Consider the following 12576-nt stretch of genomic DNA (forward strand, 5'->3'; position numbering starts at 1 on the left):
AATCAGGAGGCCGTTTCATGAGCACTTCGACCACCCAAAAGCCGACCACCCGCCGCATCGTGGGCATGGTGGTGGGCATTGTCATTATTGGTCTGGGCATCGCCCTCTTCAAGCAGTCCCATCTCGGCAACGACTCCATCAGCGCGCTGAATATGCGCCTTGCCGAGCTGCTGGGCATCTCGCTGGGCGTGCAGAACGTCGCCACCAACATCCTCTTCTTTGCGCTGGAATTCTGGTTCGGGCGCAAGTACATCGGCCTTGGCACCTTCGTCAACGGCATCGGCATGGGGTTCATCGTAACCTTCTTCTACGACCCCATTGCCGCGGCCTTCGGCCCGGCAGCGTCCCTGCCGGAACAGCTGGTGTGGGTGGTGCTGGCCGTCCTTGTGACGGCGCTGGGCGCGTCCCTCTACCAGACGGCTGACCTCGGCATTGCGCCCTACGATTACCTCTCGCTGGGTCTGCGGGACTACACGCACTTCCAGTACTTCGGCTGCCGCGTCTTCACCGACGCCTTCTGCGCCCTGCTCTGCTGGCTCCTGGGCGGTCTTGTGGGTCTGGGTACCCTCATCTGCGCGTTCTGCCTCGGACCCTTCATCCAGTTCTTCAACGGCCTTGTCTCCGAGCGGGTCCTGCAGTATAAGCCCGAAAAAGCATGAGCATAACAAAAAAGACATCCGCCGATGGCAGATGTCTTTTTTGTATCTTACTCGAATTTGAACAGCGGCGTGCCGGTGGAGACGATGCCGCCCGCGATGATATGGAGCTTTGGCAGGTCGTCGGCGTTGGTCACGATGACGGCGCTCTCGGTGGAGAGCCCGGCGGCGCGGATGGCGTCGAGGTCCACGTTCAGCAGGGGCGTTCCGGCTTTGACGGCCTGTCCTTCCCTGACCAGCGGGGTGAAGCTGCTGCCCCGCAGGGCGATGGTGTCCATCCCGATGTGGATGAGCAGCTCGATGCCCTCGGTGCTTTCCAGCCCCATAGCGTGGAGGGTGGGGACGATGGAAGTGACCTTCCCGTCGAAGGGAGCGTAGACCGTGCTGCCGGTGGGCTCGATGCCGCAGCCCGGGCCGAGGATGGCTGCGGCGAACGTCTCGTCCGGGAGCTGTTCCAGCGGGAGAACGATGCCGTCCATGGGGGCTTTGACGACCATCTTTTCACCGGGGAACCGCGTCTCTTCCGCAGTCTTTGCCCTGCCGCCGAAGAGCCTGTCCAAAAAGCCCATAGAGAAAACCTTCCTTCCACTCATGTTTCTTTCAAAGATAGCATACTGACGCCTCAAAAGCAACCGGCGTTTCGCATAAAATGGAGGGAAAAGTTTTGGCAGTTACATCAGAGCGATGAGCTGCTCGATCTCTTCCATCTTAGTAGCCCAGCTGGTGGCGATGCGGACGACGGTGTGGCTGTCGTCGAACTTCTCCCAGAAGCCGAACTTTGCCTTGCCTTCCAGCGCGGTCAGCTGGGTGTTTTCCAGCACGACGAAGAGCTGGTTGGTGGGGGAGTCCATAAAGAAGCGGTAGCCCTTGGCGGCGAGGCCCTTCTTGAGGGCGTTGGCCGTCTCGATGGCGTTGCGGCTGATGCGGGTGTAGAGGTCATCGGTGAAGAGAACGTCGAACTGGATGCCCATGAGGCGGCCCTTGGCCAGCAGAGCGCCCTGCTGCTTGACCATCGTCATGAAGTGGGCCGGTGCGCCGTGGGGGAAGACCACGGCCTCGCCGCAGAGTGCGCCCACCTTGGTGCCGCCGATGTAAAAGACGTCGGTGAGCCTGGCGAGGTCTGCCAGGGTCACATCGGTGCCTTCGCTCACCAGCGCATAACCCAGACGTGCGCCGTCCACGAAGAGGGGCATATGGTAGGTGTGGCAGACGGCGGACAGGGCCTCGAGCTCAGCCTTGCTGTACAGGGTGCCGTACTCGGTGGGGTGGGAGATATACACCATGCCGGGGAAGACCATGTGGTCGTGGTTCGAGTCGGCGTAGAAGGTCTTGCAGAAATCCTCCACCGTGGCGGCATCCAGCTTGCCGTTCTTCTGGGGCAGGCCGATGACCTTGTGGCCGGTGAACTCGATGGCACCCGCCTCATGACCGGCCACATGGCCAGTGGCGGCGGCGACGACGCCTTCCCAGCGGCGGAGCGTGGAGGCGATGACGATGGAGTTGGCCTGGGTGCCGCCGGAGATGAAGAAGACGTCTGCCTCGGGGCAGGCGCAGGCGGCGCGGATCTTCTCTTTTGCGCTGGCGCAGTAGGGGTCGGTGCCGTAGCCGGACACCTTCTCGAAGTTCGTTTCCGTCAGCTTCTGCAGGATGGCGGGATGCGCACCCTCGCAGTAGTCGTTCTCAAAATACAGCATATTCTTTCCCTTTCCTTTATTACGATAAAGAAGATGATTCTATTGTGAGCCAGGAACGCACTTTTGTCAACCCTTTGGAACCACGGAAAAATGCCCACCCTTTGCTGTATCTTTAATTTATTTGTGGTATACTTTTACAGTATAACCGAATATATATCGGGAGGGACAGCAAATGAAGCAGATGCTCCGGAAAAAGGACGTCTGGGTACTTTTGGCGGCGCTCATCGGGGCGTTCGCCTGTGTGACGCTCATCCAGTTCATCAGCGGCCGCATCGACGGTGTGGCCTCGATGGTGTTCCTGCTGGCGGTGTTTTTTGTTTCCATGTACACCGACGGCTACTGGTGGGGCGTGGCCGGTTCGGTCATCAGCGTGCTGGCGGTCAACTTCGCGTTCCGCACGCCCTACTTTGCCTTCAACTTCACCATCCCGGAGAACATCTTCTCCGGCGTGGTGATGCTGGTGGTCTCCTTTATGACGAGCACCCTGACCACCCGCATCAAAAAGCAGGAGCAGCTGCGGATGGAGAGCGAGACAGAGAAAATGCGGGCCAACCTCCTGCGGGCTGTCTCCCACGACCTGCGCACCCCGCTGACGTCCATCTACGGGTCCTGCTCTACGGTCATCGACAACTACGACTCGCTGGGCCGGGAGCAGAAGATAAAGCTCCTTTCCGAGGCCTGTGCCGACGCCCAGTGGCTCAACCGGATGGTGGAAAATCTGCTCTCCGTCACCCGCATCGACGCCGACGGCGTCGCCATCCAGAAGACGCCCACCGTGCTGGAAGAGCTGGTGGATACGGTGCTGGTGCGGTTCCAGAAGCTCCACCCCGGCGTACCGGTGGAAGTAAAGCTTCCGGATGACTTCATCGTCATCCCGATGGACTCCATGCTCATCCAGCAGGTGCTGACGAACCTTTTAGAAAACGCGGTGCTCCACGCCAAGGGGATGACCTGCCTGACGCTGCGGGTGTTCACGCTGGGGCAGCGGGCGGTGTTTGAAGTCATTGACAACGGCTGCGGCATCCCGAAAGAGCGGCTCAAGACCCTCTTCACCGGCACGACCCTGACGCAGGATACCTCGTCGGGCGGCAAGCACGGCATGGGCATCGGGCTGTCGGTGTGCGCGGCCATCATCAAAGCCCACGGCGGCGAGATAAAGGCCGAGAGCACGCCCGGCGAGGGTACGACCATCCGGTTCTGGCTGGAGACCGAAGAAGTGGATACGGAGGAAACAGAGGATGAGCAATAATAAATTCAAGGTACTTATCATCGAGGATGAGGCGAACATCTGCAGCTTCATCCAGACCCTGCTGGAGACCAACGGCTATCAGGCGCTGGTGGCCCAGACCTGCGTGATGGGCATGACCATGTTCATCTCCTATAACCCGGACCTCGTCATCCTGGACCTCGGCCTGCCCGATCGGGACGGTCTGGACGCCATCCGCTCCATCCGGCAGAAGTATCTGACCCCCATCATCGTCCTGTCGGCCCGCACCACCGAGCAGGATAAGATCGAGGCCCTCGACCTTGGTGCCAACGACTATATCACCAAGCCCTTCGGCACCGGTGAGCTGCTGGCCCGGGTGCGGGCTGCGCTGCGGGTGAACCGCTATGGCGGCGGCAGTCTGCCCGGCGGGGTGTTCAGCGCACAGGGCCTCACCATCAACTACGAGCGCCGCAAGGTGTTCGTGGACGGGCAGGAGGTTCGCCTGACCCAGACGGAGTACAACATCGTGGCTTTCCTGTCCGAGCACGCCGGGCGCGTGATGACCTATGCGGCCATCGTCCGGGCCATCTGGGGCGACACGGACGCCAGCAGCACCAAGAAGCTGCAGGTGAATATGGCCAATATCCGCAAAAAGCTGGGCAGCCGCCCGGGCAGCAATACTTATATCCTCAACGAGCTTGGCGTCGGCTATCGGATGATAGAAGAAGACGCAAAGCCTCTGGAACCTGCGGAGGAGACGAAATGACACTGGCGCTGAGCCTGTTTGTCCTGTTTTATATTTTGATGCTGGCGGTGCAGCAGTACCGCCCCTGGGTCGCGCTGGGCGGGGCCGGGGCGTTCCTGCTGCTGGGAAAGCTGGGCGTGTATGATTTCACGCTGGCGGACGCCGCTCGGGCCGTAGACTTCAATGTCCTGCTGATGATGGCGGGAATGATGGGTACGGTCTTTCTTTTTATCCAGAGCAAGATGCCCGCCCGGCTGGCCGAAGAGCTCATTGCCCATGTGCCGAATGTCCGGTGGGCCGTGTCGGTGCTGGCGCTGCTGGCAGGGTTCATCAGTGCCTTTGTGGACAATGTGGCCACCGTGCTGATGGTGGCTCCGGTAGGGCTTGCCATCGCCCGGCGGCTGAAACTGTCGCCGGTGCCGGTGCTCATCGCCATTGCGGTGTCGTCCAATTTACAGGGCGCGGCAACGCTGGTGGGGGACACCACGAGCATCCTGCTGGGCGGCTTTGCGGGGATGAATTTCTTCGATTTCTTCTGGATGGAGGGGCGGCCCGGCATCTTTTGGAGCGTGGAGCTGGGAGCGCTGGCCTCGCTGGGGGTGCTGTTCTGGCTGTTCCGGGACCAGCGCCAGCCCGTCCATGTCACGGTGGAAACGGAGGTGGAGGACGACGTCCCCACGGCGCTTCTCCTGCTGACGGTAGGTCTGCTCATCGCGGCGTCTTTCCTGCCTGAGCCTTCTGGCAGCGTGCTGCATCTGCTCTATACCTTGCGCAGCGGGCTCGTCTGCATGGGGCTGTGCCTCTTCGGTGCCGCCCGCGCCTGCTGGCGCAGCCGCTCCCTGAAGCCGCTGGCCGAGACGTTCCGGGCGCTGGACTATGACACCCTGCTGCTGCTCTTCAGCCTCTTTATTCTGCTGGAAGGAGTGAGCAGGGCGGGAGTCATCGACGCGGCGGCGCAGCTGTTCCACTCCGCAGCCGGAGACGAGCCGCTGCATCTTTATCTGCTGCTGGTAGTTGCGTCGGTGGGGCTGTCGGCCTTCATCGACAACATCCCCTATGTGGCGGCTATGCTGCCGGTGGTGCAGGGCGTCGCCGCCCTCATGAACGGCGGCGCGGGCATTGAGCCGGAGCTGTTCTACTTCGGTCTGCTTACCGGCGCGACGCTGGGCGGCAACCTGACCCCCATCGGCGCGTCAGCCAACATCGCGGCCATCGGTATTCTCCGCAAGAACGGTGAGACTGTTCGTACCCGGGACTTCCTGCGCATCGGTGTGCCGTTCACGTTGGCAGCGGTCCTCGTGGGGGCGGGGAGCCTCTGGCTGTTCTGGGGCATCTGAGAAAATTCAGGAAAAACTGCAAAATAAGAAGCGTGGTCTGGCAGGCATCTGCCCCGGCAGTAGGCATCACCGGGGCAGATGCCTGTGTTTTTGCGCGCAGGGACGCAAGATAAAATATGCGGAAAAGAATGCAAAAACTTTTTTGAAAAAACGCTTGACTTTCCCGCTTTCCGTGGTATAATAACTATCGTTCCGAGCCGAACGGCAGCGAACAAAACAGAATATGCGGATATGGCGGAATTGGCAGACGCGTTAGATTCAGGTTCTAATCGGGGCAACTCGGTGGAGGTTCAAGTCCTCTTATCCGCACCAAACAATGAAAATCCGAACCTTTTCTCGATAGGAGAAGGGTTCGGATTTTTGTTTTCTTCGGAAATGAGAATGCCGCGGTTGCGCAGCAATGAAAGCCCCAGTGGGGCTTTTAAGCGGCAGAGCGGTCTTGCGCAAGCAAGATGGAGGGGCCTTGCCCCGACAAGCTCCGGCTTGTTCCAAACGGCTGTGTGTCCGAAACCTTATCAGAAGAAAGACCGTATCACAAAGGTTACAACTGTAAAGGTACCGTAAGGCAGAGAGGACACAAACATGAAGTACGATGCAAGAGCCTGCCATTTCAACATGGACAACGGCTGCGTGGAGCTGCTGCACCGGGGTCGAGGATGTACTGGATGTGACTATGGCGCAGCAGACGGAACTGGACTACCTTATCTATAACGACCCGCTGGGCTACGTGGATTTGATTTTGAACAGTGATCCGGAGAAATATTTGGGGAATGTGACCGGTAGCCATGGATTAGAAGATTAAGCAAAGAAAGCGCAGGAGCATTTTGAGAATGTTCCTGCGCTTTCTTATACCTGTTCCATCAACTTGATGAATCCATCACACTATGGGCGGTCTGAAGATCAACGCAGACGCAGAGGTTCTTGATACGCAGGGAAATGTTATTCCCGGTCTGTATGCCGCTGGCGAAACTACCGGCGGTGTGCATGGCGGCAACCGCATTGGCGGTAATGCCGTGTGCGACTTTGTTGTGTTTGGCCGGATCGCGGATAACAACGCTTCGGTTTACACAGCAGATTAAGCGCAAACAAGAGCCATGGTAATAAAAATTAATAGACAGGGCTGTTGCAAAATACAACGCCCTGTTTTCAAACGGTACAACGAAAGAATTTTGACTGTATTTTTCTAAAATTAAAGCAAGTGCAACACTTTTTCTCAAAAATCAAAAATTTTTGATGGAGATGTGATGCACTTGCTTTTTTGTGTTATTCGATTTTACGATTATTTTTGAGTCTTACTAGAGCTGTCTACGCCATTTTGCAACAGCCCCTTTTTGTCCGACGGGACGCGAAGCGGCGGGCCTTACGAGTTGCGCTTGCCGATTTTTCTGCAACCCCTTGGCGGGGCCTTGAAAAATCGGAGCGCTGCCCCAGCCTCGCCTCCCTGTTTCCGCCGCAGGCGGACGGGTTGCGGCACCCAGCATCCGCTGCGCCTTGCTTGCGTATCGCTGGCCGCGGCCCCAACAACTCCTCGCTGCTTCCGCCGCTGGCGGCGCTCGTCGTCGTTGCAGTCGGCTCCGCTGCTGTTCTCATCCACCCGCCTATGTGAGTCTGACATTTGTGCAAAAGAAAACCGCCAGTGTATCTCTACACCAGCGGTTTTTTCATGGGCGCGGGTGGATTACGCAAGCCACGCTGCTAAAAACAGCCTAGCAGGCTGTTTTTGCCCGGCGGGACGCAAAGCGCCGGGCCGCAGCTGTTCGAATCCACCCTAGAAAGTGAAACTTCAGTTTTTTATAAAACAAAAAGCCCAGCGTATTTTCATACGCTGAGCATTTTTGGTGGGCGCGGGTGGATTCGAACCACCGAAGCTGAAAAGCAGCAGATTTACAGTCTGTCCCCATTGGCCACTCGGGAACACGCCCATATACAGTTTTTCGCAGTCACAGACTGCCTATATATATTACCACTTGGGGGCGTATTTGTCAACTGCTTTTTACAGCTTTTTCAGAAAAGAAGCTGACCGCACAGCTCAGTCGCGGGGACGGCCATAGCGGTGGACTTTTTTGGAGGAATGGCGGGTGCGGGGGGAGTTGAGCAGGACCCACGCCACATAGATGATGGCGCAGATGGCGCTGACGACGAGCACTACCTTGAGGTAGAGGCTGCCGAAGAACTCCTGCAGCTTCGAGAAAGAGTAGAGCAGGCTGCTCCGGCTCACGTCCTGCCCGGCGATGAGGTTGACCATGCCGATGGTCTCGCCGGCCAGCTTCAGCTCCACGGTGCCGACAACATCGCCCTGCTGGACGGGGGCGCAGACATAGTCGGGCAGATGGAAGTATTTCTGGGTCACGGTGCCGTCGCCCGAAGAGGGCAGCAGGGTCATCATGCTGTTGTCGGGGTAGAGCTTGAGGGTGTCGGTGTCGGAGGAATACTTCACGGGGATCTCTGCCAGAGCAAGGTCGGTGTCCAGCGCAGGCTGGATGGAAAAGCTCTGGAACACCCAGTCGATGAGGCGGGTCGTTTCGTATAGGGCCGGGCGGCGGTTGGCGTAACCGTAGGTGTCACAGGTGTCGGGGCTCTGCATGATGCAGAAGATATAGGTGGAGCCGTCCTGATTGGCCCACGAAACATAGCTCTGGTCGCCGTGGTCGTTTTTATAGGCCATCACATCGCACATGCCGCCCTGCATAGACTTGCGGTAGAAGCTGCCGCCGCTGGTCTTGTTGAGGGCGACGTTCTGGTTCAGCAGCACGAAACTCTTGGTGTGCTTTTCCTTGGCGGGCATGGTGAAGGCGGGGGCCGACGAGATGTCCACGAAGGCATCAAAGCTCATCAGATACCGTAGGATGAGGTACATATCCACGGCAGTAGTCACATTGCCGCTGTCGAGGCCGCAGGCGTCCGTCCAGGTGCTTCCGGTGGTGCCGATGCGCTGGGAAAGGGTGTTCATCTGGCTCACCCAGCCTGCAAGGTCGCCGCCCGAAAGACTATAGGCGAGGCCCATCGCGGCCTCGTTGGCGTTGCGCAGAAGCATGGCGTAGACAGCTTCCCGGTAGGTGAAGGTCTCATTGGAGCGCATATCGGCATTATCACTGTTGTGGACGTAATCCGAGATGGCGAAGGGCATCTGGAAGGTGTTGTCGAGCTGGTCGGCGTAATTCGTCAGCAGCAGCGCGATGGTCATATATTTGGTCAGACCCCCGGCAGGCACCTGACGGGAGCTGTCCTTGTCGTAGACGATGATGTTGGTGTCGGTGTTGACGATATAGGCGCTCTTGGCCTGCGCCTCGTAAAAGAGGCTGGGGTCGAACATGGCCGAAGCCGGCGCGCACAGGCAGCTCAGCAGCAGGATAAGGCTCAGAAATAGGGTGACGATACGTTTCATGTGGACATTTTCCTCAAAAAGCGATAATATATTAGAGTATCGGACAAAATGTGCTGTCCGTTCTTACGGAACAAAAACAGGCTCAGCGAAGGGCCTTATACTTTATAATAACAGGTTTGGCGGGGCGTGACAAGGCTTTTGGGGCGATTTCACACTCCGCAAAAGGAGGCAGAGGATGGTATATCTTACGGGCGACACCCACGGCGAGCTGGACCGCTTCAAAGACGGGGAGCTGCGCCGGGCCGGAAAGGGCGATTTTGTCGTTGTGCTGGGCGATTTCGGCTTCGTGTGGGACGGCAGCAAGGCCGAGCAGAAGAATCTGAACTGGCTGCGCAAACGGCCTTACACCATCCTTTTCCTCGATGGAAGCCACGAGAACTATGACCTGCTGGAACAGTACCCCACCGAGGAGCGGTTCGGCGGGCTGGTGCAGCCGCTGGGAGGCAATGTGTACCACGTCTGCCGGGGCAGCGTACTGGAACTGGAAGGGAAGAAGTACCTCTGCTTCGGCGGAGCGGAAAGCCCGGACAAGGAAGAGCGGGAAGTCCACGTCAACTGGTGGCCGCAGGAGATGCCCTCGGACGAGGAATACGCCCGCTGCGAGGCCGCGCTGGAAGCAAACGGCTGGCAGGTAGATTATGTGCTGACCCACGATGCGCCAAGCAAATTTCTGGATTTTAGTGTGCTGGCAGAGGGCGAGAATAACCGGCTGCACCTCTTCCTCGACAAGGTCGTTATGAAAACGACTTACGAGAAATGGTTCTTCGGCTGCCATCACAAGGATGTGCAGCTCTCTACCAAGAGCCGCTGCCTCTTCTGCGATGTAGTGAGCATCGGCGAGAAGAAGCCGTGGTGGAAGAGAAGATAACGAAAAAGGACTGCCGCGGGCAGTCCTTTTTCGTTACTCAATTCATTGTTCCGGCTTTGTCGAACATCTGCTCCACCTGACGGGCCAGCAGGGCGTGTTCGGGCCGCTCGAGAAGCGGGTCTTCGGCCAGAAGGGCCACAGCCTCGCTCTGGGCCGCGTGGAGGGTGCGGGTATCGTTCATCAAATCGGCGATCTGCAAGGTCGGCAGACCGTGCTGGCGGCTCCCGAAGAAGTCGCCGGGGCCGCGGGTCTCGAGGTCGTACTGCGCCACGGCGAAGCCGTCTGAGGTGGAGCAGAGGAACTTGAGCCGCTTCTGCACCGACTCGGAGGCATTGTCACTGACGAGAAAACACCAACTCTCTGCCGCGCCGCGTCCCACACGCCCGCGCAGCTGGTGCAGTGCGCTCAGGCCGTACCGCTCGGCGTTTTCGATGACCATGACCGTCGCATTCGGCACGTCCACACCGACTTCGATGACGGTGGTGGACACGAGGGCGTCCAGACGTCCGGATTTGAAGTCATCCATCACCTCGGCCTTTTCCTTCGGCTTGAGCTTGCCGTGCATCAGGCCCACCCGGCGGTCCGGCAGATAGGCTTTTGCGATGTCCTCATAGTAGCTCTTGACGGCGTTCAGGCCGCTGCCGCCCGCGTCCTCGATGGCAGGGCAGACGATATACACCTGTCGTCCGGAATCGATTTCTCTATCAAGGAAGCCGTAGAGGTCAGCCCGCTTTTTGCCGGTGATGCAGCGGGTCTTGACGGGTTTGCGGCCCGGCGGCAGCTCGTCGAGGATGGAGATGTCGAGGTCGCCGTACATCAGCAGCCCCAGCGTCCGGGGGATGGGGGTGGCGCTCATGACCAGCAGGTGGGGATTCGCGGCCTTTTCGGCCAGCAGGCCCCGCTGGCGCACACCGAAGCGGTGCTGTTCGTCCACGACGGCCAGACCCAGCCGGGCGAACTCCACACCCTCGCTGAGGATGGCGTGGGTGCCTACGATGAGGTCGGCCTCGTCGTCCCGGATGGCGGCGAGGGTGGTGCGCCGTGCGGCGGCTTTCATGCCGCCGGTGAGCAGGGCCACCCGCATCCCAAAGGGGGAGAGCAGGCGGTTCAGGTTCTCGGCGTGCTGGCTGGCCAGGATCTCGGTGGGGGCCAGCAGTGCGGCCTGATACCCGGCCCGGATGCAGGCCCAGATGGCCGCAGCAGCCACCAGCGTTTTGCCGCTGCCCACGTCGCCCTGCAAAAGGCGGTTCATGGACGTTTCGCCCGACATGTCGGTCAGGATCTCTTCCACGGCCCGCCGCTGTGCGCCGGTGGGAGAGAAGGACAGGGACTCCCAGAAAGGGGAGGCGTCGGCCTTTTTCATCGGCGCGCCGGTGGAGGCCGCGCCGTGGTTCTTCATCCGGCCGATGCCCAGCTGTAAGACCAGAAGCTCTTCGTAGATGAGCCGCCGCCGCGCCGCAAAGGCTTCCTCCTCCGTGGCGGGGCAGTGGATGGCCCGGACGGCGTCTGCCTTGGAGAGCAGACGGTATTTTTTCAGCATCTCGGAGGGCAGCGGGTCGGGCAGAAGCTCCGCGTGGGGGAGGAGCTGGCGGACGCACTTGGCGATGGTGCTGCTGGTCAGCCCCTCGGTCTGGGGGTAGACGGCCTCGAAAGGCGACGACTTCACCTGCGCGTCGGTGCGCACCTGCGGGTTGACCATCTGACGGCGGAGCATCCCGCCCGTCACGATGCCCTGAAAATAGTATTCCTGCCCCAGCTCCAGCTTCTGGGCGGCGTATGGATTATTGAACCACGTGATCTCGAGGCTGGATACATCGTCTCCGGCGGTGATTCGCTCCATCCGCCGCCCGCCCGGCAGGATGCGCCCGCCGGGCTTTGCAAACACCTCCGCCTTCACGACGCACTCGGTGTCGGCGGGGGCCTCGGCGATGGAGTAGGGCTTTGAAAAATCCAGATACCGGCGGGGATAGTGGCAGAGCAGGTCGCTGAGGGTCAGGATGCCCAGCTTCTCGAACCGCTCGGCAGTCTTGGGGCCGACGCCCTTGAGATAGCGTACCGGGGTGTCCGGCGTGAGGGTGGTGTGAAGTTCGGCAGGCATGGCGCGGCCTCCTTTCAGGGAAAATGATAGTATGCCCATTGTATCACGGCAGAGGGCAAAAGAAAAGCGCCCCGCCGGAGCGGAGCGCGGAAAAGCATTCAGACTTTACTGTCTTTCTTGAACGAGCCTTTGAACCCTTCCCAGAGAGAAACGACCCGGGGCCGGGGCAGAAAGTAGTTGACCAGCAGCGCTGCGATGACGCCAATGGCGGTGTCGAAGATGCGGTTGAGAGCGTAGCTCATATAGCTCTCAATGGGGGTGCTGAACAAAACGATGCAGAGCACCACTAGACTCTTAGCCGGTTCTTTGCTGACTCTTTTAGCATAGCACAGAGCGAAGAGGGGAGACAAGCTTTTTCACATAAGTAGATTATTTAACGAGCAAAACAACAAAAAAATCCCGGATGCCTCAGCACCCGGGAATCTTTTGGAGGTGACGACCAGATTTGAACTGGTGGATGAGGGTTTTGCAGACCCTTGCCTTACCACTTGGCCACGTCACCATATTCGGAGCAACTGTTGCTGCTCCATTTGGAGCGGCCGACGAGGCTCGAACTCGCTACCTCCACCTTGGCAAGGTGGCGCTC

At 59.3% G+C, this 12576-nt stretch carries 10 protein-coding genes, 3 tRNA genes and 2 pseudogenes; 8 read left to right on the top strand and 7 right to left on the bottom strand.

Going from position 1 to position 12576, the window contains the following annotated elements; all coding sequences use genetic code 11:
• Positions 1 to 17: 17 nt before the first annotated feature.
• A complete protein-coding gene (locus tag J3349_RS07345) occupies positions 18 to 659 on the top strand; it encodes a hypothetical protein (RefSeq protein ID WP_207676944.1) in 642 nt (213 codons plus the stop codon).
• 47 nt (positions 660 to 706) lie between these two features.
• On the opposite strand, the gene J3349_RS07350 is transcribed toward J3349_RS07345, so the two are convergent.
• Positions 707 to 1225 (bottom strand): PTS glucose transporter subunit IIA, encoded by a 519-nt coding sequence (locus J3349_RS07350; RefSeq protein ID WP_207676945.1) that lies wholly within the window; start codon positions 1223 to 1225, stop codon positions 707 to 709.
• Between the two features lie 102 nt (positions 1226 to 1327).
• A complete protein-coding gene (locus J3349_RS07355) occupies positions 1328 to 2350 on the bottom strand; it encodes an aminotransferase class I/II-fold pyridoxal phosphate-dependent enzyme (protein ID WP_207676946.1) in 1023 nt (340 codons plus the stop codon).
• Between the two features lie 172 nt (positions 2351 to 2522).
• On the opposite strand from J3349_RS07355, the gene J3349_RS07360 reads away from it, so the two are divergent.
• The 6 genes and pseudogenes from J3349_RS07360 to J3349_RS07385 all read left to right on the top strand — a co-directional run.
• A complete protein-coding gene (locus J3349_RS07360; RefSeq protein WP_149793661.1) occupies positions 2523 to 3599 on the top strand; it encodes an ATP-binding protein in 1077 nt (358 codons plus the stop codon).
• Entirely contained in the window at positions 3589 to 4323 is a 735-nt protein-coding gene (locus tag J3349_RS07365) for a response regulator transcription factor (protein ID WP_149793662.1), read from the top strand. The genes J3349_RS07360 and J3349_RS07365 overlap by 11 nt, the downstream gene beginning before the upstream one ends.
• Complete coding sequence (locus tag J3349_RS07370; RefSeq protein WP_207676947.1) at positions 4320 to 5639, top strand: SLC13 family permease; 1320 nt, start codon at positions 4320 to 4322, stop codon at positions 5637 to 5639. Before J3349_RS07365 ends, J3349_RS07370 begins: the two co-directional genes overlap by 4 nt.
• A 225-nt stretch (positions 5640 to 5864) precedes the next feature.
• Positions 5865 to 5951: transfer RNA gene (locus tag J3349_RS07375), tRNA-Leu, on the top strand.
• Positions 5952 to 6221: 270 nt separating this feature from the next.
• Positions 6222 to 6441: pseudogene (locus tag J3349_RS07380) on the top strand (DUF6061 family protein).
• A gap of 70 nt (positions 6442 to 6511) precedes the next feature.
• Positions 6512 to 6718: pseudogene (locus tag J3349_RS07385) on the top strand (FAD-binding protein); the annotation flags it as partial.
• Positions 6719 to 7475: 757 nt separating this feature from the next.
• Here J3349_RS07385 and J3349_RS07390 read toward each other — a convergent pair.
• A tRNA-Tyr gene (locus J3349_RS07390) sits at positions 7476 to 7561 on the bottom strand.
• Between the two features lie 107 nt (positions 7562 to 7668).
• Positions 7669 to 9024: a D-alanyl-D-alanine carboxypeptidase gene (locus J3349_RS07395; RefSeq protein ID WP_207676949.1), complete on the bottom strand. Its 1356-nt coding sequence runs from the start codon at positions 9022 to 9024 to the stop codon at positions 7669 to 7671.
• A gap of 175 nt (positions 9025 to 9199) precedes the next feature.
• Between J3349_RS07395 and J3349_RS07400 the strand changes: the two genes are divergently transcribed.
• Entirely contained in the window at positions 9200 to 9892 is a 693-nt protein-coding gene (locus tag J3349_RS07400) for a metallophosphoesterase family protein (protein WP_207676950.1), read from the top strand.
• 37 nt (positions 9893 to 9929) lie between these two features.
• Here the strand turns inward: J3349_RS07400 and recG are convergent, their stop codons facing one another.
• The 3 genes from recG to J3349_RS07415 form a co-directional block, all read right to left on the bottom strand.
• Positions 9930 to 11990: an ATP-dependent DNA helicase RecG gene (recG, locus tag J3349_RS07405; RefSeq protein ID WP_207676951.1), complete on the bottom strand. Its 2061-nt coding sequence runs from the start codon at positions 11988 to 11990 to the stop codon at positions 9930 to 9932.
• 98 nt (positions 11991 to 12088) lie between these two features.
• Positions 12089 to 12274, bottom strand: a complete 186-nt coding sequence (locus tag J3349_RS14055; RefSeq protein WP_242699562.1) for a hypothetical protein — start codon at positions 12272 to 12274, stop codon at positions 12089 to 12091.
• A 143-nt stretch (positions 12275 to 12417) separates the two neighbouring features.
• A tRNA-Cys gene (locus tag J3349_RS07415) sits at positions 12418 to 12492 on the bottom strand.
• Positions 12493 to 12576 lie beyond the last annotated feature (84 nt).

Origin of the sequence: Faecalibacterium sp. Marseille-P9590, assembly GCF_017377665.1 — a bacterium.
GTDB lineage: Bacteria > Bacillota > Clostridia > Oscillospirales > Ruminococcaceae > Faecalibacterium.

Coding starts and splice junctions, on each gene's coding strand:
- J3349_RS07350 (WP_207676945.1), bottom strand. CDS start 1,225: ATGGGCTTTTTGGACAGGCTCTTCGGCGGCAGGGCAAAGACTGCGGAA.
- J3349_RS07400 (WP_207676950.1), top strand. CDS start 9,200: ATGGTATATCTTACGGGCGACACCCACGGCGAGCTGGACCGCTTCAAA.
- J3349_RS07345 (WP_207676944.1), top strand. CDS start 18: ATGAGCACTTCGACCACCCAAAAGCCGACCACCCGCCGCATCGTGGGC.
- J3349_RS07370 (WP_207676947.1), top strand. CDS start 4,320: ATGACACTGGCGCTGAGCCTGTTTGTCCTGTTTTATATTTTGATGCTG.
- J3349_RS07395 (WP_207676949.1), bottom strand. CDS start 9,024: ATGAAACGTATCGTCACCCTATTTCTGAGCCTTATCCTGCTGCTGAGC.
- J3349_RS07360 (WP_149793661.1), top strand. CDS start 2,523: ATGAAGCAGATGCTCCGGAAAAAGGACGTCTGGGTACTTTTGGCGGCG.
- J3349_RS07355 (WP_207676946.1), bottom strand. CDS start 2,350: ATGCTGTATTTTGAGAACGACTACTGCGAGGGTGCGCATCCCGCCATC.
- recG (WP_207676951.1), bottom strand. CDS start 11,990: ATGCCTGCCGAACTTCACACCACCCTCACGCCGGACACCCCGGTACGC.
- J3349_RS07365 (WP_149793662.1), top strand. CDS start 3,589: ATGAGCAATAATAAATTCAAGGTACTTATCATCGAGGATGAGGCGAAC.